This window comes from Pseudonocardia aurantiaca (assembly GCF_039526725.1).
GTDB classification, from domain to species: domain Bacteria; phylum Actinomycetota; class Actinomycetes; order Mycobacteriales; family Pseudonocardiaceae; genus Pseudonocardia; species Pseudonocardia aurantiaca.
Genome location: NZ_BAAAJG010000010.1, coordinates 375898 through 397941 on the forward strand (window position 1 = coordinate 375898; position 22044 = coordinate 397941).

At 71.1% G+C, this 22044-nt stretch carries 24 protein-coding genes and 2 pseudogenes; 9 read left to right on the plus strand and 17 right to left on the minus strand.

Annotation, left to right across the window (positions count from 1 at the left end):
* The first annotated feature begins 27 nt into the window (after positions 1-27).
* From ABD143_RS17400 to ABD143_RS17410, 3 genes are read left to right on the plus strand one after another with little or no spacing between them, the layout of a single operon-like run.
* Positions 28-2001, plus strand: a complete 1974-nt coding sequence (locus ABD143_RS17400; protein WP_343978934.1) for an oxidoreductase — start codon at positions 28-30, stop codon at positions 1999-2001.
* A gap of 22 nt (positions 2002-2023) precedes the next feature.
* Positions 2024-2470, plus strand: a complete 447-nt coding sequence (locus tag ABD143_RS17405) for an SRPBCC family protein (protein WP_343978937.1) — start codon at positions 2024-2026, stop codon at positions 2468-2470.
* Positions 2467-2919, plus strand: a complete 453-nt coding sequence (locus ABD143_RS17410; RefSeq protein ID WP_343978940.1) for a nuclear transport factor 2 family protein — start codon at positions 2467-2469, stop codon at positions 2917-2919. The genes ABD143_RS17405 and ABD143_RS17410 overlap by 4 nt, the downstream gene beginning before the upstream one ends.
* On the opposite strand, the gene ABD143_RS17415 is transcribed toward ABD143_RS17410, so the two are convergent.
* The 3 genes from ABD143_RS17415 to ABD143_RS17425 are packed head-to-tail and all read right to left on the minus strand — an operon-like array spanning position 2920 to position 6242.
* Entirely contained in the window at positions 2920-4098 is a 1179-nt protein-coding gene (locus ABD143_RS17415; RefSeq protein ID WP_343978943.1) for an alpha/beta hydrolase, read from the minus strand.
* 39 nt (positions 4099-4137) lie between these two features.
* Entirely contained in the window at positions 4138-4944 is an 807-nt protein-coding gene (locus tag ABD143_RS17420) for an SDR family NAD(P)-dependent oxidoreductase (protein WP_343978946.1), read from the minus strand.
* Between the two features lie 53 nt (positions 4945-4997).
* A complete protein-coding gene (locus ABD143_RS17425; RefSeq protein ID WP_343978949.1) occupies positions 4998-6242 on the minus strand; it encodes a CaiB/BaiF CoA transferase family protein in 1245 nt (414 codons plus the stop codon).
* Between the two features lie 230 nt (positions 6243-6472).
* On the opposite strand from ABD143_RS17425, the gene ABD143_RS17430 reads away from it, so the two are divergent.
* Positions 6473-8482: an oxidoreductase gene (locus ABD143_RS17430; protein WP_343978952.1), complete on the plus strand. Its 2010-nt coding sequence runs from the start codon at positions 6473-6475 to the stop codon at positions 8480-8482.
* A gap of 61 nt (positions 8483-8543) precedes the next feature.
* Here ABD143_RS17430 and ABD143_RS38220 read toward each other — a convergent pair.
* Together ABD143_RS38220 and ABD143_RS17435 are read right to left on the minus strand one after the other, a co-directional pair.
* Positions 8544-8678 (minus strand): annotated as a pseudogene (locus ABD143_RS38220) (pyridoxamine 5'-phosphate oxidase family protein); the annotation flags it as partial.
* Positions 8679-8712: 34 nt separating this feature from the next.
* On the minus strand, positions 8713-8907 hold the full coding sequence (locus ABD143_RS17435; protein ID WP_343978955.1) for a ferredoxin: 195 nt from the start codon (positions 8905-8907) through the stop codon (positions 8713-8715).
* Between the two features lie 183 nt (positions 8908-9090).
* Here ABD143_RS17435 and ABD143_RS17440 point away from each other — a divergent pair, with 183 nt between their 5' ends.
* The 3 genes from ABD143_RS17440 to ABD143_RS17450 all read left to right on the plus strand — a co-directional run bounded on the left by ABD143_RS17440 (position 9091) and on the right by ABD143_RS17450 (position 12155).
* Positions 9091-10647, plus strand: a complete 1557-nt coding sequence (locus tag ABD143_RS17440; RefSeq protein ID WP_343978958.1) for an AMP-binding protein — start codon at positions 9091-9093, stop codon at positions 10645-10647.
* On the plus strand, positions 10644-11408 hold the full coding sequence (locus tag ABD143_RS17445) for an enoyl-CoA hydratase-related protein (RefSeq protein WP_343978962.1): 765 nt from the start codon (positions 10644-10646) through the stop codon (positions 11406-11408). The genes ABD143_RS17440 and ABD143_RS17445 overlap by 4 nt, the downstream gene beginning before the upstream one ends.
* A 93-nt stretch (positions 11409-11501) precedes the next feature.
* The gene (locus ABD143_RS17450) at positions 11502-12155 is read left to right on the plus strand and encodes an MFS transporter (protein ID WP_343978965.1); all 654 of its coding nucleotides are present in this window, start codon (positions 11502-11504) and stop codon (positions 12153-12155) included.
* On the opposite strand, the gene ABD143_RS17455 is transcribed toward ABD143_RS17450, so the two are convergent.
* From ABD143_RS17455 to ABD143_RS17490, 8 genes and pseudogenes are all read right to left on the minus strand, one after another.
* On the minus strand, positions 12147-12704 hold the full coding sequence (locus ABD143_RS17455; RefSeq protein ID WP_343978968.1) for a hypothetical protein: 558 nt from the start codon (positions 12702-12704) through the stop codon (positions 12147-12149). The two genes, ABD143_RS17450 and ABD143_RS17455, sit on opposite strands and share 9 nt — an antisense overlap.
* A gap of 13 nt (positions 12705-12717) precedes the next feature.
* The gene (locus tag ABD143_RS17460; RefSeq protein ID WP_343978971.1) at positions 12718-13584 is read right to left on the minus strand and encodes an alpha/beta fold hydrolase; all 867 of its coding nucleotides are present in this window, start codon (positions 13582-13584) and stop codon (positions 12718-12720) included.
* A 29-nt stretch (positions 13585-13613) separates the two neighbouring features.
* Positions 13614-14012 (minus strand): hypothetical protein, encoded by a 399-nt coding sequence (locus tag ABD143_RS17465; RefSeq protein ID WP_343978974.1) that lies wholly within the window; start codon positions 14010-14012, stop codon positions 13614-13616.
* A gap of 211 nt (positions 14013-14223) precedes the next feature.
* Positions 14224-14415, minus strand: a complete 192-nt coding sequence (locus ABD143_RS17470) for a CocE/NonD family hydrolase C-terminal non-catalytic domain-containing protein (RefSeq protein WP_343978978.1) — start codon at positions 14413-14415, stop codon at positions 14224-14226.
* Positions 14416-14537: 122 nt separating this feature from the next.
* Positions 14538-15650, minus strand: a complete 1113-nt coding sequence (locus ABD143_RS17475) for a hypothetical protein (RefSeq protein WP_343978981.1) — start codon at positions 15648-15650, stop codon at positions 14538-14540.
* A 71-nt stretch (positions 15651-15721) separates the two neighbouring features.
* Positions 15722-16165 (minus strand): hypothetical protein, encoded by a 444-nt coding sequence (locus ABD143_RS17480; protein WP_343978983.1) that lies wholly within the window; start codon positions 16163-16165, stop codon positions 15722-15724.
* Positions 16166-16235: 70 nt separating this feature from the next.
* Positions 16236-16370: pseudogene (locus ABD143_RS17485) on the minus strand (transposase); the annotation flags it as partial.
* The gene (locus tag ABD143_RS17490) at positions 16319-16660 is read right to left on the minus strand and encodes a CoA transferase (protein ID WP_343979115.1); all 342 of its coding nucleotides are present in this window, start codon (positions 16658-16660) and stop codon (positions 16319-16321) included. The gene ABD143_RS17490 and the pseudogene ABD143_RS17485, both read right to left, overlap by 52 nt.
* On the opposite strand from ABD143_RS17490, the gene ABD143_RS17495 reads away from it, so the two are divergent.
* Positions 16559-17371, plus strand: a complete 813-nt coding sequence (locus tag ABD143_RS17495) for a LysR substrate-binding domain-containing protein (RefSeq protein WP_343978986.1) — start codon at positions 16559-16561, stop codon at positions 17369-17371. The two genes, ABD143_RS17490 and ABD143_RS17495, sit on opposite strands and share 102 nt — an antisense overlap.
* A gap of 36 nt (positions 17372-17407) precedes the next feature.
* Here ABD143_RS17495 and ABD143_RS17500 read toward each other — a convergent pair whose 3' ends face one another.
* From ABD143_RS17500 to ABD143_RS17510, 3 genes are read right to left on the minus strand one after another with little or no spacing between them, the layout of a single operon-like run.
* Entirely contained in the window at positions 17408-18229 is an 822-nt protein-coding gene (locus ABD143_RS17500) for a 2-keto-4-pentenoate hydratase (protein ID WP_343978989.1), read from the minus strand.
* A complete protein-coding gene (gene dmpG, locus ABD143_RS17505; protein ID WP_343978992.1) occupies positions 18226-19257 on the minus strand; it encodes a 4-hydroxy-2-oxovalerate aldolase in 1032 nt (343 codons plus the stop codon). Before dmpG ends, ABD143_RS17500 begins: the two co-directional genes overlap by 4 nt.
* Positions 19254-20168: an acetaldehyde dehydrogenase (acetylating) gene (locus ABD143_RS17510; protein ID WP_343978995.1), complete on the minus strand. Its 915-nt coding sequence runs from the start codon at positions 20166-20168 to the stop codon at positions 19254-19256. The genes dmpG and ABD143_RS17510 overlap by 4 nt, the downstream gene beginning before the upstream one ends.
* 40 nt (positions 20169-20208) lie before the next feature.
* Here ABD143_RS17510 and ABD143_RS17515 point away from each other — a divergent pair, with 40 nt between their 5' ends.
* A complete protein-coding gene (locus ABD143_RS17515) occupies positions 20209-20976 on the plus strand; it encodes an IclR family transcriptional regulator (protein ID WP_343978998.1) in 768 nt (255 codons plus the stop codon).
* 12 nt (positions 20977-20988) lie between these two features.
* Here the strand turns inward: ABD143_RS17515 and ABD143_RS17520 are convergent, their stop codons facing one another.
* The gene (locus ABD143_RS17520) at positions 20989-22032 is read right to left on the minus strand and encodes a LacI family DNA-binding transcriptional regulator (protein ID WP_343979001.1); all 1044 of its coding nucleotides are present in this window, start codon (positions 22030-22032) and stop codon (positions 20989-20991) included.
* Positions 22033-22044 lie beyond the last annotated feature (12 nt).

Sequence of the window (22044 nt, forward strand, 5' to 3'; positions counted from 1 at the left end):
CCCGTTCCCACCAGGAAGGACGCGACGATGCGCTTGGGCAGTGACGGGACGAACACCGACGGAACAGCTCCTGGAGAGACGGCCTTCCCCCTCCTGTTCTCCCCCGTCAGGATCGGCCGCACCGAGGTCCGCAACCGCGTTGTGCTCACCGCACACGGCACCAGCGAGGCCTTCCGCCATCCGGGGATGAGCCCCGCCTCCTACATCGAGTACCTGCGCCGGCGGGCCGCCGGCGGCGCCGGGCTGATCATCTGCCAGCCGATCCTCTCCGACCCGCTGAGCACCATCACCGACGAGACCGTCGACCGGCACGGGCGGCTCGTCGAGGCCGTCCGCGCCGAGGGCGCCACGTTCCTGCTGCAGCTCACGCACCTCGGCGCCTACGCCCGTTCCGAGGCCGACGTCCGCCGCCCGCCACTGCTCGGGTTCGAGAACACCCAGTCCGCGGCCGGCGAGACCACACACCGGATGACCCACGCCGAGATCGAGCTGATGATCGAGGGCTACCGGCGCACTGCGGCGATGGCCGCGACGGCCGGATTCGACGGCGTCGAGGTGCACGGGGCGCACGGCTACCTCGCCCAGCAGTCACTCACGCCGTCGCTCAACTCCCGCGACGACGAGTGGGGCCAGGACCGCACCCTGTTCGTCCGGCGGCTGCTCGCGGCGGCCCGCGCCGAGATGGGCCCCGACCGCATCGTCGGCTACCGCACCCCGACCGACGACCTGCGCTCGCCCGAAGACGGCGGCATCGGCTTCGCCGGCATCGTCGAGATCGTCCGCACCGTGCTCGCGACCGGCACGGTCGACGTCCTCAACACGACGATCGGCGACGGCGGCGCCAGCTACGCCCGCGCGATCCCCAACTACCGCTACGGCGAGGCGCCCAACATCCCCCCGCTCGCCCGGCTGCGGTCCGCCCTTCAGATCGACGTGCCGGTGATCGGCGTCGGGCGGATCACCGCGCCAGGAGTGGCCGAGTCGGTGCTCGCCAACGGCAGCTGCGACCTGGTCGCAATGACCCGTGCCCACATCGCCGACCCGGACCTCCTCGCCAAGACCCGGAGTGGGAACGCCCACCGGATCCGGCCCTGCGTCGGGGCGAACGTGTGCGTCAACCGGAAGCTGCAGGGCTACCCCGAGATCAGCTGCTTCCACAACCCGGAGGTGCTGCGCGAGACCGAGCTGGCGGTCCGCCCGGCGGACACGCAGCGGCACGTGCTCGTGGTCGGCGCGGGGCCGGCCGGGTTGAAGGCCGCCGACACCGCGGCCGCCGGCGGGCACCGGGTCACGGTCGTCGATGCCGGGCCGCGGCCCGGTGGGCGACTGCGGGCAGCCGAGAAGACCGCGGCGCTGGGCCTGGTCAGCACGGTCGACCACCTCGTCTCCGAACTCGGCGAGCGCGGGGTGACGATCCGCACCGGCACCGTCGCCGACGAGGCCCTGCTGCGCGAGCTCGCGCCCGACCACGTCGTGCTGGCCACCGGCGGGCGGCCGATCACGACGTCGGCGTTCCCGGACGCGGCCGACGGGGTGCTGCGCAGCCCGGTCGAAGCCCTCGCCCGCCCCACCGGCGGGCGCGTGCTGGTCTTCGACGCCGTCGGCGCCAACGAGGGCCCGCTGGTGGCCGAGGCCCTCGCCCGCGGCGGCGCCGAGGTCGTCTACGTGACGAGCAGCGAAACCGTCATGCCGTGGGGCGGGGCGCTGCACCGCTACGAGGTGCCGGCGATCCTGCGCCGCGCGTGCGCGGAGGTGATCACCGGCGGCCTGCTCGGCGACGTCGACGGCAAGCACGTCATCGTCGTCCGCCCGGACGGGGAGACGATCACCGAGCTGGACGTGGACACGATCGTCCCGGTGCTCGCCCCGCTGCCGGCACTGGACCTCGTCGAGACGGTCGAGCGGCTGGCCCTGCCGTACACGATCGTCGGGGACGCGCTCGCCCCACGCACGGCGATGCACGCGTTCAAGGAGGGCCACGAGGCCGCCCTCGCCATCTGACGACACCCCGGGAGCCCTCCTCATGAGCATCGCCTACGTCAGCGCGACCCTCGACGACGGCATCGACACGGTCTGGTCGGTGCTGCACGACTTCCACGGCATCGACCGGTGGGTCGAGCGCATCCGGTCCAGCGAGCCCGAGGACGGGGCCGGTCCGGGCGCAGTCGGCTCCACCCGCCGGCTCACGATGGAGCCGGACAGCCGCGTGGTCCGAGAACGGCTGGTGGGCTACGACGCCCCCGACCGCCGGTACTCCTACGAGTTCGCAGGCGAGCCGCCGTTCCCGGTCCGCGCGTTCCGGGGCACGGTGCACCTCCTGCCGGTGACCGCGTCGGGGACGACCTTCGTCGAGTGGTTCGCCGAGTTCGACTGCGACGCTGCGCTGATCGAGCGCCTCACCACCACGTTCCAGCGGATCTACGTCGGGTTCCTCGACGACCTCCGCAAGCACCTCATCGGGCTCACGTGAGCGGGCTGGCCGGCGCGGACCGCGCTGCGATCGACGACCTGCTGGCCCGTTACTGCTTCGCCGTCGACCTGCGCCGGTGGGACGAGCTGCGCCTGGTCTTCGCCCCGGACGCGGAGATCGTGTACTCGGGCCCGCGGGTCAGCCGGGGCATCGACGACATCGTGGCGTTCTTCCGCACCACGGCGTCAGCTGTTGCGGCGACCCAGCACCTGCTGCACACCTCACGGGTCCGGCCCACCGCGGACCCTGACGTCGCCGACGGCCTCAGCCACGTGACCGCCCACCACGTCGGGCACGGCGCGCGGCCGGCGCCGCCGGAGGCCGTCTACACGGTCACCGGCACCTACACCGACCGGTTCGAGCGCACCCCCGACGGCTGGCGGATCGGCCACCGGACGCTCACCCTGCTGACCTGCGCGGGCGACCCGAAGATCCTTCGGCCGGGCTGATTACAGCGCGGACGCCCAGTCCCGCACGACCAGCGCCGCCTCGTCCAGGTGGGAGAGCTGGTCGCCCTTCCCGCTGAAGTAGTGGTTGGCCCCGACGATCTCGTGGTAGCGCTTGGCGCCGTCGGGGAGCGCGGCGTAGAAGTCGCGCGGGTGCGCGGCCGGGACGGCGTCGTCGGCGCTGTTGGCGACCACCAGCGTCGGCACGGAGATGCGCGGGGCGGCGTCCACGGCGTCGACCTGGGCGTGTTCGAGGCTCCACTGCGAGAGCCAGCCGCGGGTCGTGCAGAACCGGGCCAGCCCGGCCGGGCCGTCGTTCGCCACCCGCGGGTCACCGAGGTAGGACCAGCCCGGCCGGCGGTCGTTCGGGTCGACAGTCGGGTCGACCCAGCGCGGGTCGGCCATCGTGCCGTGCACGACGAAGCAGCTCTCGTCGTGGTCACGCCCGGCGGCCTTCAGCGCGTCGAGCTCGGCGACCGCCCGCGCGGTGATCCGGGCGTTGCGTTCCCGCTGCGCCGCGCGGTACCGCGCGACGTACTCGGGCGAGTAGGGCGGCCGGTTCGGGTTCTCCGGGTCGTAGATGTTCAGCTCCGCGTCCCGGTCCTTCGGGCAGTCCTCGTCGGTGATCGACGGGTCCAGGAAGTCCGTGATCAACCGGTGCCGGCTGCGGTGGGCGGCCATGAGCATCAGCGCGTCCGCGGGGATCAGCTCGGTGTCCGCGAGCGGCGTCGGCTCGCCTGCCGCGGTCCGGGTGATCGTCCGTTGCTCGGCCTCGGCCTGGTAGCCCGCCATCAGTGACCCGCCGCCGCTCCAGCCGGCGAGGATGACCCGCTCGTAGCCGAGGCGCTCCTTCGCGTCCCGGACGCAGGCGGCGAGGTCCAACAGGCAGCTCTCCATCTGGAGGCCCGCGTCGCCGGTCGAGTACCGGGTGCCGCACGCGATGACGTGGAAGCCGCCGCGGGCGAGCTGGGAGAAGGCCGGCAGGTAGCCCGGCGAGCCGATCGGGTGCATCGCGACGACGACCGTGTCCGACGGCTCGTCGCCGCGCAGCAGCTGGGCCTGCCGGACGACCGAGTCGTCGATCGACCCGTAGACGTCCTTCCGTTCGTGCCGCTCATTGGTGACGACGAGGTACGGCGTGCGCGTGTAGCGGACCCGGACGACGCCGGTGCTGGTGCTCATGCGGTCTCCCTGGTAGGCGACGGTGAAGCGGCCACCCGCTCAGCCCTCCCCTCGGCTGCCGGCTGGCGAGAGCGCCGCGACGTGCGCGGCCAGGCCGCCGTCGACGCACACGACCTGCCCTGTGATGAACGCGGCATCGTCGGAGGCCAGGAAGACCACGGCGTTCGCGACGTCCTCCGCCCGCCCGAGCGACGGGGTCAGGTGGGCCAGTTCGAGCGCGCTGCGCTGGGCGGCGGGGATGCTGGCGATCGCGTCGGTCGCGACGATGCCGGGGGCGATCGCGTTGCACCGGACGCCGCCCTTGCCGTAGCCGGTGGCGACGACCCTGGCGAGGCTGTCGAGCCCGCCCTTGGAGATCGAGTACGCGGTGCGGTGCGCGCTGCCCGTGAGCCCCTTGACCGACGACGTGAGCACGATCGAGCCGCCGCCGGCCGCGAGCATGCCGGGCACGACGTGCTTGCACGCGAGCACCCCGCCGCGGAGGTTGACCGCGATGACCCGGTCGAACAACTCGACGTCGAGGTCGACGACACCCAGGTCCGCTGCGTAGGCCTCCGGCGAGGTCAGCGCGGCGTTGCTGTGCAGGACCGTGATCGGCCCGAGCTCCTCGCCCACCGCCGCGACGGTGCGCACCCAGTCCGGCTCGGAGGAGACGTCGAGCCGGTACGCGACCGCGCGACCGCCGTCCTTGCCGATCCGCTCCGCGACGTCGCGGGCCGACTCCTCGTCGAGGTCCGTGACGGCGACGGCCGCCCCGGCCGCGGCCAGTGCCCGCGCGCTCGCGGCCCCGATCCCGGACCCGCCGCCGGTCACCAGCGCGACCCGCCCGTCCACCCGTCCTGCCATGGCACTCCTTTGCGCCGACCGACCTAGAACCTAACGATGTTCGGGAAATGCCGTCAATACGGGACCACGCCGCCCGTCGCGGCGGCGACCTCCGCCGCATCCAGCCCGAGGAGGCCCGCCAGCACCTCCTCGGTGTGCGCGCCGAGGTCCGGCCCCACGCTCCTGACCGGCAGCGAAACCTCGCCGATTACCGGGACGATCCCGGGGAAACCCACCTCACGGGGCTCGCCAGCGCCGGTCTCCACCGGGAGGTACTGGATCATGTTGCGGGCCGCGTACTGCTCGTCCGCGCAGACGTCGGCGGCGGTGTAGATCGGCCCCGCCGGTACGCCGGCGGCCTCCAGCCGGCCGAGCACCTGCTCGCGGGGCAGCGTGGCCGTCCACTCCCCGATCGCCGCATCGAGCTCGTCGCGGCGCCGCCAGCGCCCGGCGTTGGCGCGCAGGTCCGAATCCTCGCCGAGGTCGGGCCGGCCGATCACGGCCATCAACCGCTGGAAGATCCCATCGCCGTTGCCTGCCACGACGACGCTCGCGCCGTCGTGGCACAGGTACGCGTTCGACGGCGCGATGCCCTCCATCCGCCCGCCGGTGCGGGTGCGGCTCACCCCGTACGCGGTGTGGTCGGGCACGAGCGACTCCAACATCGACAGGACAGCCTCGTTCAGGGCGACGTCGATCGTCCGCTCGACCAGCGACAGGGCGGCGGAGCCGGGATCGCGGCGGCGCACCTCGCGCTGGTGGAGCTGCATGACCGTGCCGAACGCGGCGTAGAGGCCCGCGATCGAGTCCCCGATCGACACCCCTACCCGCACCGGGGGCCGGTCGGGCTCGCCGACCAGCTCGCGCAGCCCGCCGACGGCCTCGGCGACCGCCGCGAAGCCGGGACGGTCGGCGAGCGGACCGGTCTGGCCGAACGCGGAGATGCGCGTGATGACCAGGTCGGGGTTGACGCCGTCGAGCACCTTGGGTCCGAGCCCCCAGCGTTCGAGGGTGCCGGGCCGGAAGTTCTCCAGCAGGACGTCGCAGTGCCGGACGAGGTCGAGGACGACGGCCCGGCCGGCCTCGCTGCGCAGGTCGAGCACGACCGACTTCTTGTTCCGGTTGATCGTCCGGTACAGCATCGACGTGGTCCCGCTGTAAAGGCGCCAGTTGCGCAGCTCGTCACCGGTGCCGGGGCGCTCGACCTTGATGACCTCCGCGCCGAAGTCCGCGAGCATCCGGCCGGCCGTCGGGGCGGCGATGTAGTTGCCCAGCTCCAGCACCCGGATGCCGCGCAGGGGCGCGATCACACCGTCCACGGCGACCCTCCCCACCGTCAGAAACCAATCGCCATACGGTATAGCGCCCGGCTGCCCCTCGCGCACGTGTCTTGACCCACATATCAAATGTCATTAGTTTTACCGCCGCCACGCGCGTGGCACGACGCGCCGCATCCGCAGGAGTCTCACCGATGACCGCTGACACTCACGTCCTCTCGCTGCCGGTGGAGTTCACGCAGTTCACCCCCGTACAGGCGAGAGGCTGACCGATGCTGGACCACGTTCTGACCCCGTTCCGGATCGGCCCGGTCGAGCTGCGCAACCGGGTCGTGCGCACGTCGCAGGGCTCCGGCCTCGCCGTCGGCCAGCGGGTGAGCGAGGACATGATCGCGTTCCACCTGGCCCACGCCCGCGGCGGCGTGGCCCTCGCGTTCGCCGACATCGGGCAGATCCACTGGAGCTCGCCGGGGATGCTCGACCTGACCACCGACGACGTCCTGCCGGGCCTGCAACGGCTCACCTCCGCGGTGCACGCGGAGGGGGCGAAGATGTTCCAGCAGATCATGCACGGCGGCCCGACCCAGCTGACCATGGACAGCTCGGCCCCGTGGGCCGCGTCGCACGTGCCCGACCCCGGTCTCGGCATGCTCCCGGTGCCCATGACGAAGGGCATGATCGACGAGCTGGTCGAGTGCTTCGTCGCAAGCTCGCTGCGGGCCCGCGAGGGCGGCATCGACGGCATCGAGCTGCACGCCGGCCACGGATACCTGTTCTCCACGTTCCTCTCGCCCGCGACGAACCACCGCACCGACGAGTACGGGGGCTCGGCCGAGAACCGCAGCCGCTTCCTCGTCGAGGTCCTCACCGCGATCCGGGCCGCCGTCGGGCCCGACTACCCGCTGGGCGTGCGAGTGTCCCCGGACGGTCCGCCCGACCAGACCACCGCGGCCGACCTCGCGGAGCTGGTCACTCGCCTGGAGCGCGATCGCCTGATCGACTTCGTGGACGTCTCGCTCGGCTCGCACTACGGCCGGGACCTCCTCATGGGCGGCGCCCACCTGCCACCCGGCTACCAGTTGCCGACCAGCGAGCAGGTCACTCGCCGGACCGGGTTGCCGACGATCGTCGCCGGCCGGTTCACCACGCTGCAGCAGGCCGACGAGGTCATCGCCGCCGGCGCCGCCGACCTCGTCTCGATGGTCCGGGCCACGCTGGCCGAGCCCGAGCTGGTCGCGAAGACGATCAGCGGCCGCTCGGCCGAGATCCGCCCGTGCATCGGCTGCCTGCAGAGCTGCGCAGGCGGGCTGAATACGCGGGCCCGCGCCATGTGCGCCGTCAACCCCGCGACCGGACGCGAGACCACCCACGGCGACCACCTGATCGCCGTGGCGGACCGGGCGAAGCGGGTGGTGGTCGTCGGCGGCGGGCCGGCCGGCATGGAGGCCGCCCGCGCGGCGGCGCTGGCCGGTCACCACGTCACCCTGCTCGAGGCCGCCGACGCGCTGGGCGGGCAGCTCCGGCTGGTCCCGCCGCGCCGCTCCGAGGTCGCGGGCCTCGTCGCGTTCTACACGCACCAGATGCAGGCGCACGGCGTCGACGTCAAGCTCGGCACGCCCGCGACCGCACCGCTGGTCCGCGGGATGCAGCCGGACGCGGTCGTGGTCGCCACCGGCGTGACCCCGCGCCGCGACGGTTTCCAGGCGCTGGCGCCCGCGGTGCCGCTGCCGGGCCTCGACGAGGTCACCCCGCACACCGGGTGGGACGTGCTCCGTGGCGCCGGACTGGGACACGTCGTGCTACTCCTCGACGAGATCGGCCACTACGAGTCGGTCGACGTCGCGCAGCGGCTCGTCGACGACGGGCACCGCGTCGTGCAGGTCAGCCGGTACGCGCTCATCGCCGCCAACCTCGAGATGCGCTGGGAGATGATGGGCGCGCCGCTCGCGGCGAGCCTCTTCGCGGGGGACTTCACCTTCCTGCCCCGCGCGGTGATCCGGCGACTCGCGCCCGGACGTGCCGACGTCGCACCCGCCGAGGCGCCCCAGCGCGCGCAGGTCGTCGAGTTCGACGACGTCGTCCTCATGTCGGGCGGCGTGCCGGACCGGGCGCTGCAGGACGAGCTCGCCGACACCGCCCCTGTCGTCCGCGTCATCGGCGACGCCTCCGCCCCGCGCCGGCTGGAGATCGCGCTCGTGGAGGCCCGGCAGTCCGTCGACTCGCTCGACGCGGGCTGGACCCGGCCCTTCGCCCGCTACGGCTGGGGCGGCAGCGCCACCTGACCGCCACCCGACCCGCTCCCCCGGCCGAAGGCCGTGTCAGGGCGTCCACCCTGGCACGATAGGTCCACATCAGCAGCTCGTCGGCGTCGAGCGCGAACCACATCGCCGCCAGGTGCGGCCGGCCGTCCGGCCCGATCGTCGCGAGCGTGACGGTGCGGTGCTCGGCGAGCAACTCCGCCGCGGCCGCCCAGGACATGGCGACCCACGATCACGCACGAGCGGACCTCCCCTCACTCCGGCAGCGCGATGGCGCTCTCCGGGCAGCTGAGCACGGCCGCCCGGACGTCGGGGAGCTCGCCGTCGGGCACCTCGTCGACGACGACCCGGCCCATCCCGAGGTCGTCGACGTCGAAGACGTCGGGGGCGATCAGCGCGCACCGCCCGTGCCCCTGGCACCGGCTCCCGTCGATCGTCGCGCGTGCCACGCGTCCACTCCTCTCGACTCGGGCCTTCTTGGATGGGGCGTTGCGCCGGTGAACAGCGCCGCGTTAACCTAACGTCATTTGGTGAAGCGGTCAAGGATGCCGCCCTTGACGCCACCCGCGTGAGCCGCGATATTCACCAATCTTCGTTTGGTAATGGGGCCGGCTGAAGGTCAGGGAGCTGAGATGGGTTTCGGCGCGCACGACTGGACCGCACATCACGCGAGCCACCGACCGGCTGCCCTGGCGTTGAGCTGCGCCGAGGACGGCCGGGCGCTCACGTGGGGCGAGCTCGACGACCGTGTCGGGCGGGTCGCGCAGGTCCTCGCCGACCTGGGTGTCGGCAGGGGCGACCGGATCGCGCTCGTCGCGGAGAACGACCCGCGGGTGTTCGAGGTCCAGTTCGCCGCGATGCGGCTGGGTGCGTTGTTCGTGCCGCTCAACTGGCGGCTCACGGTCCACGAGATGGCCGAGATCTGCCACGACGCCGAACCGGCCGCGATCGTCCACGACGACGCGTGGGCGCAGGCCGCGGGCGAGATCGCCGAGAAGGTCGAGATCACCCGCCGCCTGGCCTGGGGCGCAGCCCTGCCCGCCGGCGCCACCGACTACGAGGCCGCGCTCGCCGCAGCCGGCTACCACGGCCCACGGGCCGGCATCGAGCTGGACCATCCGACGCACGTCCTCTACACGTCGGGTACGACGGGAAAGCCCAAGGGCGCGCTCTCCACGCACTCGACCCTCCTGTGGCAGGCCTTCAACACCGCCCAGACGACCGGGTACTCCCAGCCGGGGTGCCACCACCTCAACCCGATGCCGCTGTTCCACGCAGGCGGGCTGCACGTGATGGCCAACCCGATCCTCTACTTCGGCGGCGCCGTCACGACGATGACCCGGTTCACGCCCGACGCGGTGCTCGCGAGGCTCGCCGGCTCGTCCCCACCGATCACCCACTTCGCCGCGATCCCGCTCATGTACCAGGCGGTCGCGGCCCAGCCGGGGTTCGCCGACGCAGACCTCTCGCACGCCCGCCACTTCATCATCGCGGGCGCCATCGCCACGCCGGAGCTGCTCCAGCTCTGGGCCGACCGGGGCGTCGCGCTCCAGCCGCAGTACGGCGGCACCGAGATGGGACCGATGGCCACCGCGCTGGACAACGAGGCCACGTCGCTCGCCAAGGCGAAACAGGGCTCCACCGGGCGGCGCGCCCGCCACACCGACGTCCGACTCGTCGACCCCGATGGCAACGACGTGCCCGACGGCGAGACCGGCGAGATCTGGCTGCGGGGGCCGAGCATCACCGTCGGGTACTGGCGCAAGGACCGCGCCGACTACTTCACGGGCGACTGGTTCCGGACCGGCGACGCGGCCCGCCGCGACGCCGACGGCTTCTACTACCTCGCCGGGCGCACGAAGGACATGTACAAGTCCGGCGGCGAGAACGTCTACCCCGCCGAGGTCGAGAACGTCCTGTCCCTGCATCCGGCGGTCGCGGACGTCGCAGTCGTCGGTATCCCGGACGCGCGGTGGGGCGAGGTCGGCGCGGCCGTGGTCGTCCCGGCCCCGGGAGCCGAGCTGACGCTGGACCACCTCAACGAGTTCGCGAGCGGCCGGCTGGCCCGGTTCAAGATGCCCAAGAAGCTGGTGCTCGTCGACGCCCTCCCCCGCAACGTCACGGGCAAGGTGAACCGGGCCGAGCTGGCCGCGACCCACGGCGCACCGAATCGGGAAGGGACTGCATGATCCACGAGAAGGTCGACGGGAACGGCGTCGCCGAGCTCGTCGTCGACAACCCGCCGGTCAACGCCTACAACGTCGCCGACATCGGGACGCTCGTCGGGCACCTGCGGGCCTACGCCGGCGACGACCGGGTACGGGCGGTCGTGCTGCGCGGGGAGGGGCGGGGGTTCTGCGGGGGCGGTGACGTCAAGGAGGTCCAGCGCGCGCCTGGCTTCGAGGGCATCCTCGGCCAGACCCGCGGGTCCCTCGACCTGAGTCTCGCCGTGGCGGAGTGCCCGGTGCCCGTGATCGGAGCCGTGCACGGCTACTGCATCGGGCTCGGCGTGCTCGTCGCCGGGGTCTGCGACATCCTCCTGGCCGCCCCGGACACCCCGTTCGTCCTCGCCGAGGCCGACAACGGGGCGACCAGCGGGATCGTCCAGGCGATCGGGCTGATGCCGGAGAAGCGGCTGCGCGCGGCGATGTTCACGTGCGAGCCGGTCGACTCCGCCGAGCTGCACAGGTTCGGCAGCGTCCTGCGCCTCGTCCCGGCCGCGGAGCTGCCCGCGGCGGCGCTCGCGGTCGCCGCGACGATCGCGGCGAAGCGCACCAACGTCATTCGAGGGCTCAAGGCCGCCATGGCCGGCACGCTGGGCCGGGACATCCGCACCGCCTACCGGCAGGAGCTGAGCTACACGTTCGAGCTGAACATCTCCGGCGAGGCGCGGGACGCCAGGGGCGACTTCGTCGACGGCCGGCGCACCGGCTACCTGGGCACCTCGTGACAACGAGGTTCGAGCCGCTGGAGGACGTGACCCCGCTGGCACACACTGCTGGGCGTCTTCGGCATCGTCGAACGGCGCAGCCGCGATCCGCTCATGCCGCCTCAACTGCTCGGCAATCGGACCCTCCTGATCGCGACGTCGATCGCGTTCATGTTCATGGCGACCTTCGGCTCTCTCCTCTACTTCCTGTCCATCTACTTCCAGGACGTCCGCGGATACAACGCCCTCGAGACAGGCGTTGGATTCCTCATTCCGACCGCCGTGGTCGTCGCGGGATCAGCGTTTGCAGGGAAGGTCGTGACGCGCCTCGGGCTGAGGCGCACCCTCGTCGCCGCCCTCGCCATCGGCGCGGCCGGCGCAGTCGGCCTCGGACTGGCGATGACCCCCGACAGTTCCTACGCTGCGCTCGTGCCCGGACTCGTCGCCGTCAGCATCGGTGACGGCGTCGTGTTCACGGCAATGTTCATCGCCGCGGCCACGGGGATCACTGCCAACCAGCAAGGCGTTGCCTCCGGCATCGTATCCACCGGCTCTGGTGTCGGCGCAGTCATCGGACTCGCGTTGCTCGTCCTGATCGCCAACTCCGGCACGGAAGGCCTCACAGCGGAAGAGCTGCGCATCGCCACATCGAACGGCATCAGAACCGCCGTGTACGTCATCGCAGGCGGAATCGTGTTCACTCTCTTCATCGCCGGGAGCCTGCCCACCGCACCGAATCGCAGTGGAAGAATTCACGTGTCAGGGTGACCGTTCAGGTCCGGCAGTTTGATCGTCGCGACCGGGGTCTTCGACCGACGCCGGTGATGGCTCACCGAGATGCCCGAAGGACCACCCAGAGACCTCTGTCAGCCGTCCTCGCCAGTGCATTCCGCCGGCGGGCAGAGCACTGACGCCGGGTGCGATCACCCGGGCATCCTTCAAGTGGATGTAGGTGGTGCGGTACTCCTGGGCGAGCAGGCGTCGGTACCGTTCGGAAAGGACCTCTATCACGTTCTCAGCAGCACGGTGCTCCTCGTGGTCCCTCACCAGCGACTCGCTGACGCCTCGGAACAGCCTCGCCCAACCACCGTGCTCGTCGTCGATGGAGCCGCCGGTGTGCACTGTGAAAGCAGCACGGGCCGTATGCTCGACCTCGTCGAACCACTGCCAGTCAGGAATGATCGTTCCGGCGACGACCAAGCCACCCAAGGTAAGCACGACGGTGGGGCCGCCGTCCTGCCGCTCCCGCAGAGCGTTGATCTCGCTGACCACGACTTCCAGCGCTCGGTCGATCTCCGTGCCCCCGTTGCGGGCCATCCCCTGATTTTCGTCAGCCCGTCAAGTGCGCCTCGAGTTCCCGCTTGGTGATCTGCCCCAGTACGGGCATGAGGTACTTCTTGAAGGTCACCGGGTTCTCGCACATCGGGAAGTGCCCGATCTCCTCCATGATGATGGTCTCGCTCCCCTTGATCTTCTTCCCGGTCTGGGCGGTCATCTCAGGGGTACATGCGAAGTCGTAAACGCCCGTCATGAGGTAAATCGGCACGTTGCCACTGATCTTCTCGGCGAGCTGCCGGAAGTCGTGGTCCACGCTGTAGAAGTACAGATCGCCGCGGAAGATCCCGGGGCCTCCCTGGGCGTAGTACCACCAGGTCTCCCAGCGGTAGTCCTCGGGGCTCTGCGGCGCCATCAGCCCGAACACCGAGGTGGCGCACGCCTCCCCGCCGTGCACCTCGGGGTGGTAGAGCCAGTCGATGAACCAGCCGGGCGAGTAATCGCACGCCTCGATCGCGATCAGAGCGCGCACTTTCTCCTCGAAGTTGAGCGCCAGGTGCAAACAGATGTTGCCGCCCATCGAGCTGCCCATCATGACGGGTCGCTCCAATCCGAGGGCGTCACAGAATGCCATGACGAACTCACAGTAGAACTTCGCCGTCAACCGGTACTCCTCGTTCTGGAAGCCCGGCGGAGGGATCGACTTCCCGTGCCGGGGAAGATCCAGAGCGATTACCCGGAACTGGCCCGTGATGTCGGGATCGGCGAGCTGGTGGCGGTACTCACGTGAATCGGTTCCAGCCGTGTGCAGGCACACCAGAGGAGTTCCTTCGCCGGCCTCCTCGTAGAACACCCGGTATTCTGTGCCATCGTAGGGAACGTAAACGTAACGACCGACGATGGGATCGTGCTTCGTCGCCATCTTCCTGAGCTCCTACCCTTGTACGGTGCTCATGCGGCTACCGGCTCGAGCCGGCGCATGTGATCGAGCATCCACGTCACAGACCGCAGGTGCTGCCAGAGAACCTTGACGTTGCCCTCCATCCGCAGCCGTCCGTGCAGCGGGTGCGCCATGGCCCAGATGTCGTTGTACATCGGCGGTGGGACCGGCTCGATGAATTTCTCCCACGATTCACGGGGACCGCGGAGGGTGAAATCCCAGGTGTCCTGGATGGTCCACTGATCGGACACGCGCTCGACATTGCCAGCACGGACCGAGACGAGGTACTCCGTATCCCCGAAGCCGATGACGAAGTCCGCGTCCATGAAGTGCCGCACGTATTCCATCGCCCGGTCCCGATTCACGGCCTCCTGCCAGGCCGTCATCCATTCTGGATCGAACGGCGCCATGGCGACCACCTCCGCTCGTTGGCTGCCACTGCGTGGCGAGGCCGCACAGTGGCGGGTTCCGCCGGACACCGTTGCACTCCGGCTGCACCTGCGCAATCGCCTGTTCGCCCGCATCGTTCCGAATCTTTCAGAGCCGTCCAGACGAGTTGTCGATCGGTGGTTACGACCCGAGCTGAGACGCGCCTCCAGCAGGAGGAGTGAGCCCGGCGCCTCAGGCCCGCACCGTGTCGAACCGGATCGTCGAGCCACCGGCGCCGACCAGCACCTCGACCGTCCCGGGCGGGGCGTCGCTCTCGATCTCCGGGTAGTCGTCGCTCGACATCGTGACCTGCAGGCGGTGCCCGGCAGCGAGCCGGTAGTGGGTCGGCCAGACGTGTACCGGGACCTTCCGCACGGCGATCACTGCGCCCGGGGAACACCGCCCACCGCTGCCCCCAGCAGCCACGTGGACCCTCCCAGCCTGAGCCACGGGCTCACGCAAACCAGGGTGTACTCACGCATACGTTCGCAACGCCGGTGACTTAGTTAGTTCTTCCGGGTCTTCCGGTATCGCGTGCCCCAGGTCGCACTGCGCACTGTGTCGGTCGATTCCAGGCCGGATCCGAGGGCGCCGCCGATGGTCGCCAGCGAGGAGACCAGCCAGGCGAGCCGGAAGTAGTCGGCGAAGCTCACCGGCCTTCTGATCGTGTAGGAGAAGACCTCCGGGACCACCACGAACCAGCCGGTCAGGAAATTTCCGACGAGCAGCACCACATATGACACCACGACGCCGATCGCGAGGGTCAGCAGCGTCGCTGCGTTGTAGAGTCGGATTCGATGGCGTTCCCGCGGGCCGTTGCCGCTCGGGTGCTGCCACAGGCCGTGGTTCAGGATCAGCCAGCCGATGATCGCGGCGAGGGAGACCGCCGTGGCGATCCACAGGCGGACGGTGCTCATGGCCCCGCTGACCTGCCAGACCGGGGAGGACACCAGCCCGAACGCAGCGGTGGCCAGCGCCGCGGCGAGTGCACCGCGCAATCCGAGCACCAGCCGCCACGGCCGGTTCACCCGCACCATCCCGAGCAGCATTCGCAGCTGCCCGCCCGACTTGGTCAGCCGCAGGTCGACGTCATCGTCGGCGGGCTCGACCCGATGCAGGCTCGTCACCCGTTCCTCGAGTCGCTGAAGGCGCTCGTCGGCGTCATCGCCGGCCACCCATTCGAGGATCAGTCCGGCGATGATGTCGCGGGCCTGCTCCGCCGGGTTCAGCACCTTCAACGCGGGAACGACGAGCAACGCGGCTCCCGCCTCCCGGCTCAGCTCGGCCACGACGGGACGGCCGTCCTCGTGCACCGGCAGGTCGGTCAGGCAGGTCGCGAAGTCCCAGCCTTCCAGCTCGCGCCGCTTGGCAGCCACGTCGATCAGCCGTTCCCCGCGGCTGTCCCCGCGGCGCCGCAGCGTCTCCGAGACCACAGTGAACGTGTAGCGCATCCCGTCCCGGGGCTGGTCGGCCAGCAGGTTCGGCAGCTCCCTGGCGAGCTGCTCCGCGATCTCGGTAGGAAGCCCCGGATCGGCCAGCAGCCCGACGCGCACGTTCCGCTCCCGGCTCTCCTCGGCCTCCCATCGGATCGACCTGTCGAGTGCTTTCTGCGATGCCATCGCCGCCCCCTTCCGGGCCCGGTCGGCCTCATCGGCCGGTCTGTGCACGCCGGGGCCGACTCGCCCGGCGATCAGGCCAACCTCGGCCGAGGTGAGGTCCCTGCCCCCCAGGGAACGGAGAGAATGACCCGGTCAACGTGATGGCCAGCCACAAAGGACCTGTAGCGCAGCCGATTTCCTGTGCCCGACTTCCCTGTGATCAAAACCTTCGGCACCAGCCTGCCGAACCCGACGAGGCCGGCGAGCATGCGTTTGATGATCGAGGATTTCCCGATACCGGGCTGGCCTTGCACCCAGACTCCGGTGTTGGAGACCAGGCCGGTGCGTAGCCAGTGCGCGGGGTCGAGCCCGACCGGTTCTGCGGTGTGCAGGTGTCGTTCGATGGGGACGCCGCGGACGTCGCTGCCGGAGGGGGTGGCGAAGGGGAACAGGCCGCAGACCTGGCTGGTGGTCGCGGCGAAGCGGTGCCCGGCCTCGACGTGACCGGCGCGCCCGCCGCCGCGGCTACCCACCATAAATGCCGTTGCAGTATTAGGTGGGGTGATGCGGAAAATAGTGAGCGGTCTCCGTTTCCTGGGTACCTGGCGCGATCTCCGTGGTCGTCAACCCTTTCGCACACAACGACAACACGATCGCGTCGACCTCACCGAGCCGCCGCTGCCGCTTCTTCACCGGCTGTGGTTCGAAGGTGCCCTCCCGGTCCCGGGGCACCTCGATTCGCATTCCAATTGCCAGAAGTCCTGTACCTGGTTCATGCGGGCGTTCGCGATCCCGGCCCGGTCGAGCAGCGCCGACGTCGCGTCCGTGTCGAGGGCCGCCAGCCCGCCGCCGACCAGGGCGTTCACCTCGGCGCGGTGCGCGACCCGGGCCGAGTTGCGCGCGAATCTCGGGTCCTCGACGAGAGACTCGTGGCCGAGCACGGCCGTGCACAGCGACTTCCACTCCCGGTCGTTCTGCACCGCGAGCACGACCGCTCCGTCGGCCGTCGGGAAGGGACCGTACGGCGCGATGGTGGCGCGCTCGGCGCCGACCCGCCGGGCGAGGTCACCGGCATCGTGAGCGTGGGGCTGCTGGAGAGCGTCATCGACATCCTGGCCCAGCCGCTGACCGACGACATCGCGCGCTCCCATCCCGGAATCGAGCTTCGGCTGCTGACTGCGTACTCGGGCCATCTGCAGCAGTGGCTGGACTCGGGCGAGGTCGATCTCTCGCTGCTGTACAACCTGAGCGACACGCCATCGCTCGCCGTCGAGCCCCTCCTGCAGGAGCGGCTCTGGGTCGTGGCACCCCCTGACGCCGGACTCGCCGCCGACTCGCCGGTCCCGTGGGAGCGGGTGCTCGCCCAGCGACTCGTCCTGCCGGTCAACGGGCACGGCCTGCGCGCGCTCATCGACCAGGCACGGTCCGCGGTCCCCGGGGAACCCCGCATCACCATCCAGACGAACTCGATGACGGTGCAGAAGAAGCTGGTCCTCGCCGGGTACGGGTGGACGGTGCTGCCCGCTGCGGGTGCCGCGGCGGACGTCGCGGCGGGGCGCGTCAGCGCAGCCCCGCTCACGGCGCCGGACGTCGAGCGCACGGTCGTGCTCGGCCTGCAACGAGGCGTCCGCGCCTCTCCTCCGGTGGGGGTGGTGGTGACCACGCTCGTACGGCTGACCAGGGATCTCGTCCGGTCAGGCGCGTGGCCTTCGGCGCGGCTGACCGGACCACGGCTGTGCTGACGGCTCAGCGGTACGCATCACACACTTCCCCAGTGTTCAGCCCCCGGCCGCGATCCTGATCGTGACGGATCCGATCCGGTCGAACTCCGCCCGGAAGTCGTCTCCGGGCGCCAGCGGGACGGCGGCGTGCAGCGCCCCGGTCATCACCAGGTGGCCCGGCTCGAGGGCCAGGCCGTGCTCGCCGAGCGTGTTCGCCAGCCACGCGACCACGGCGAACGGGTCACCGAGCGCGGCGGCGCCCGCACCGGTGTCGACGACCTCCCCGTTGCGGCTCAGGACCATCCCGAGCAGCCGGACGTCGAACCCCTCGACTGGGACCACCTCGTCGGCCACGACCATCGCCCCGTTCGAGGCGAGGTCGGCGACCGTGTCGGCGAGCCGGATCCGCCAGTCCTGGATCCGGGAGTCGACGATCTCGATTGAGGCCGCCGCACCCCGGACCGCGCTGCGCGCCTGCTCGACCGAGACCCCCGGACCACGCAGGCGCTCGGCCATCACGAAGCTGATCTCGGCCTCCATCTTCGGCGAGATGAACCGGTCGAGATCGAGCAGGTCGCCGTCGGCGTACCGGGTCGAGGCCAGCACAGGGCCGAAGTCCGGGGCGTCGACACCGATGAGCCGCTGCATCGGCCGGGACGTCAGCCCGACCTTGTACCCGACGACCTCGTCACCGTCGGCCAGCAGCATCGGGACGAGCTCGCGCTGGATCGCATATCCGTCGGCCATGGTGAGGTCGGGCTCGGCGTCGGTGAAGGGTGGGATCGGACGCCGCGTCCGCCGGGCCTCGTAGAGCGCACGCGCCTTCGCCCGCGCGTCCGTCGGCGCCGTGGGTGTGATCCCCCTCGTCGACCCGGTCATGAGGCGCGCTCACCCGCCAGCGTCAGGGCGACGTCGATGATCATGTCCTCCTGACCGCCGACGTAGCCGAGCTCGCCGCAGCGGCGCAGGATGTCGTGCGCGGGGACCTTGTACCGCTCGGCCGCCCGTTCGGCGTGCAGCAGGAACGACGAGTACACCCCGGCCCAGCCCTGCACGATCGCGTTGCGGTCCATCTTCGGCCAGCGCGGCAGGTACGGCTGCACCACCTCCTGCGCGGCGTCGAGCATCGCCAGCACGTCGAGCCCGGTGTCCACACCGAGCCGGTCGAACACGGCCGCGAGAACCTCGGTCGGCGAGTTACCGGCGCCGGCCCCGAGGGCGCAGAGCGACCCGTCGATGTAGCGGACCCCGACCTCTTGGGCAATCACCGAGTTCGCGACGCCCATGGCGATGTTCTGGTGGCCGTGATAGCCGACCCAGGCCTCGTCCCCGACCTCCGCCACGACGGCCTCGAAGCGGGCCCGCGCCTCGTGCATCAGCAGCGCGCCTGCCGAGTCGGTCACGTACGGCGCCTGACATCCCGCGTCCACCATGATCCTGGCCTGCGCGGCCAGGTCCTCCGGGGACGTCCGGTGGGCCATCATCAGGAAACCGACGGTCTCCATGCCGAGCCCGTGGGCCACCCCGAAGTGCTGCGGCGACACGTCCGCCTCCGTGCAGTGCGTCGCGACCCGCACCATTTCGGCCCCGGCGTCGTGCGCCCGCCGGAGGTCGTCAGCGGTCCCGATGCCGGGGACAAGCAGGACCGCGATCTTCGCGGTGGTCGCCTCCTCGCGCGCGGCGGCGATCAACGTCATCTCGTCGGTGCGGGAGAACCCGTAGTTGAACGACGATCCGCCGATCCCGTCACCGTGCGAGACCTCGATGACCTCGACCCCGGCCCGGTCGAGCGCGCGGACGGTGTCGCGGACCTGCGCCTCGCTGAACTGGTGGTCCATCGCGTGGCTGCCGTCGCGCAGGGTGGTGTCGGTGATCCGGACGTCGTGGCGCAGTTCTGGACGGGTCATGCCGTCACCTCCGTGCGGGTCGCGGCCATCAGCTCGCCGACGCGGGCGGCGGCGGCCGTCATGATGTCGAGATTGCCGGCATAGCTGGGCAGGTAGTCGGCGTTGCCCTTGACCTCCAGGAAGATCCCGACCCGGGCGTTGCCACCCCACGAGTCGCGGGGCTCGTCGAACTGGGGCTCGGCGCGCAGCGTGTAGCCCGGGACGTACTCCTGCACCTCGGCCACCATCTCGTGGATCGACGCGGCCAAGGCGACCCGGTCCACGTCGCCGTCGATCGCGCAGAACACCGTGTCACGCATGATCATCGGAGGTTCCACCGGGTTCAGGATGATGATGGCCTTGCCGCGGGCCGCCCCGCCGACCGACTCGACCGCGCGCGCAGTCGTCTCGGTGAACTCGTCGATGTTTGCCCGGGTGCCCGGTCCGGCCCCGCGGGAGGCCACCGACGCGACGATCTCTGCGTAGGGCACCGGGGTGATCCGTGAGACCGCGTGCACCATCGGGATGGTGGCCTGCCCCCCGCAGGTGATCATCGATACGTTCGGTGCCGTCAGGTGCGCCGAGCCGTTGACCGGCGGGGAGACCATCGGACCGAGGTGGGCGGGGGTCAGGTCGATCGCCTGGATCCCGGCCTCGGCGTAGCGCGGGGCGTTGGCGATGTGCGCCTTGGCCGAGGTGGCCTCGAAGACGAGATCGGGCAGCGGGTCCTGGCGCAGGAGCCAGTCGACGCCCTCGGCCGAGGCGGCGACACCGGTCTTGCGGGCGCGGGCCAGGCCGTCCGACTCCACGACGCCGACGACGTACCTCACGTCGATCAGAGCGCTCCTGCCGAGCTTCACGAGCAGGTCTGTCCCGATGTTCCCCGGGCCGACGATGGCCGCGGTCACGGGGCGCGAATCAGTGCTGGGCATGCGCTGGACAGTCCCCGGTCCGCTCGCCGAACATGAACTCGTGCGTTCCACTGAGCGAGACGACCGCGCGAATTCCGTGCTCGGCCGCGCCTTCACCCTCCTGACGGCCTTCCGGCCGGGCGACGGTGCCGTGAGCATCAGCGAGATGTCCCGCCGGACCGGGATCGCCAAACCCACCGCGCATCGGATCCTGCATCAGCTCAGGGAATGGGGGGCGGTCGAGATCGGGGACGACGGCGTCCGGGTCGGCATGGGCCTGTTCGAGCTCGGCCAGCTCGCCAGGCGGCCGCGGGACCTGCGCGACGCCGCCACGCCGTTCCTCACCGACCTGTTCGGTGCGACCGGCGAGACCGTGCACCTCGCGGTCGCCGACGGTGTCGAGGTCGTCTACGTCGCCAAGCTCGAGGGGCGGCGCGGGCCTGCCGTCGGCTCCCGCGTCGGGGGCCGGATGCCGGCGTACTGCACGGGCGTCGGCAAGGCGCTGCTGGCGCACGCGCCTCCCGACCAGCTGCGCGGGGTGCTCGCGCAGGGACTCGTCCGGCGGACCCCCCGCACCGTGGTCGCGCCGGGCCTGCTGACGAAGGAGCTGGAACGGATCCGCCGGCAGGGGTACGCCGAGGAGCACGAGGAGTCGACGCCCGGAATCGCCTGCGTCGCCGCGCCGGTCCTGGACGCCGACGGAGCAGCGGTCGCGGCCGTCTCGATCACCGGCCAGGTCCACCGGATCGACACCGCCCGTCTCGCACCCGCGGTGCGCACCGCGGCACTCGGGATCTCACGCAGTCTCGGCGCCCGCGACGCCCCGTAGGACATGGGCTCGCTACCCCTTGCGCGAGCGCCGGATCGGCGGGCCAGTGGTCGCCCGGGGGATCAACGATGACGTGAGCGCATGCCGCGGCTCCATACGGTCGTCCTCCCCGGCGTCCGCTTCCGCTCGGTTCTCGACAAGCTGCAGCAGCATCTCGACGGCGAGGCGTCCGGCTTCGCTGATCCGGCTGCGGATGGTCGTCAGGGGCGGGTAGGTGTTGACCGCGAGGATGTCGTCGCACCCGATGACCGACAAATCGTCGGGTATGGCGAGTCCGCGCTCGGCCATCCCGGACAGGATTCCCTGTGCAATGGTGTCGTCGAAGGCGATGGCCGCGGTCGCCCCGGACGCCAGGATCTCTGCCGTCGCGGCCCGGCCGGCGTCGTGCTCGGGCCGGTGGGCGCCCTGCACGGTCGCCGTGATCCCGCGCGCCGCGCTCTGCTCGAGCACCGCGCTGCGCCGCTGCTGGTTCGACCACGAGGAGTCCGGCCCGCTGACGTAGGTGATGTGCTGGTGCCCGAGCTCGGCCAGGTGGTCGACGGCCTGGCGCACCCCGGCCGCCGAGTCCACCAGCACCCGCGCGACCCCCGTGATGTCCCGGTTCACCAGGACCAGGGGACGGTGCCGCGCGTGCCGGCGGACCACGTCCTCGGGCAGTCGTGACGACACCAGCACGATCCCGTCCGTCCGCTGTTCGAGGGTGGCCAGCAGGTCGGCCTCCTTCGCGGGGTCCTCGTCGGTGTCCCCGAGCAGGGTGCTGAACCCGGCGCCGTACGCGTGCCCCTGGGCCGCCCGGATCACCGGGGGGAAGAACGGGTTGGCGATGTCGGGGACGACCACGGCGATCGTCCCCAGCCGCCCGGTGCTGAGGGCCTGGGCCGTGTGGTGCGGCACGTACCCCAGCTGGGCCGCCACCTCCTTGACGTGCACGACCGTGCTCTCCCGGAGCAGGTGCGGCTTCGAGAAGACGCGCGAGACCGTCGCGGTCGAGACCCCGGCTGTGGAGGCCACGAGCCTGATCGTCGGGGCTCCCTGCCGCCCTCCACGTCGTGCCACGACTGCACTCTA

Bases quoted from the DNA above. Each gene is read 5' to 3' on its own strand.
- ABD143_RS17415 (WP_343978943.1), bottom strand. From the start codon at position 4,098: ATGAGCACCAGCACCGGCGTCGTCCGGGTCCGCTACACGCGCACGCCG.
- ABD143_RS17440 (WP_343978958.1), top strand. From the start codon at position 9,091: ATGGGTTTCGGCGCGCACGACTGGACCGCACATCACGCGAGCCACCGA.
- ABD143_RS17480 (WP_343978983.1), bottom strand. From the start codon at position 16,165: ATGGTGGGTAGCCGCGGCGGCGGGCGCGCCGGTCACGTCGAGGCCGGG.
- ABD143_RS17405 (WP_343978937.1), top strand. From the start codon at position 2,024: ATGAGCATCGCCTACGTCAGCGCGACCCTCGACGACGGCATCGACACG.
- ABD143_RS17455 (WP_343978968.1), bottom strand. From the start codon at position 12,704: ATGGCCCGCAACGGGGGCACGGAGATCGACCGAGCGCTGGAAGTCGTG.
- ABD143_RS17460 (WP_343978971.1), bottom strand. From the start codon at position 13,584: ATGGCGACGAAGCACGATCCCATCGTCGGTCGTTACGTTTACGTTCCC.
- ABD143_RS17465 (WP_343978974.1), bottom strand. From the start codon at position 14,012: ATGGCGCCGTTCGATCCAGAATGGATGACGGCCTGGCAGGAGGCCGTG.
- ABD143_RS17420 (WP_343978946.1), bottom strand. From the start codon at position 4,944: ATGGCAGGACGGGTGGACGGGCGGGTCGCGCTGGTGACCGGCGGCGGG.
- ABD143_RS17450 (WP_343978965.1), top strand. From the start codon at position 11,502: ATGCCGCCTCAACTGCTCGGCAATCGGACCCTCCTGATCGCGACGTCG.
- dmpG (WP_343978992.1), bottom strand. From the start codon at position 19,257: ATGACCCGTCCAGAACTGCGCCACGACGTCCGGATCACCGACACCACC.
- ABD143_RS17445 (WP_343978962.1), top strand. From the start codon at position 10,644: ATGATCCACGAGAAGGTCGACGGGAACGGCGTCGCCGAGCTCGTCGTC.
- ABD143_RS17500 (WP_343978989.1), bottom strand. From the start codon at position 18,229: ATGACCGGGTCGACGAGGGGGATCACACCCACGGCGCCGACGGACGCG.
- ABD143_RS17475 (WP_343978981.1), bottom strand. From the start codon at position 15,650: ATGGCATCGCAGAAAGCACTCGACAGGTCGATCCGATGGGAGGCCGAG.
- ABD143_RS17510 (WP_343978995.1), bottom strand. From the start codon at position 20,168: ATGCCCAGCACTGATTCGCGCCCCGTGACCGCGGCCATCGTCGGCCCG.
- ABD143_RS17400 (WP_343978934.1), top strand. From the start codon at position 28: ATGCGCTTGGGCAGTGACGGGACGAACACCGACGGAACAGCTCCTGGA.
- ABD143_RS17430 (WP_343978952.1), top strand. From the start codon at position 6,473: ATGCTGGACCACGTTCTGACCCCGTTCCGGATCGGCCCGGTCGAGCTG.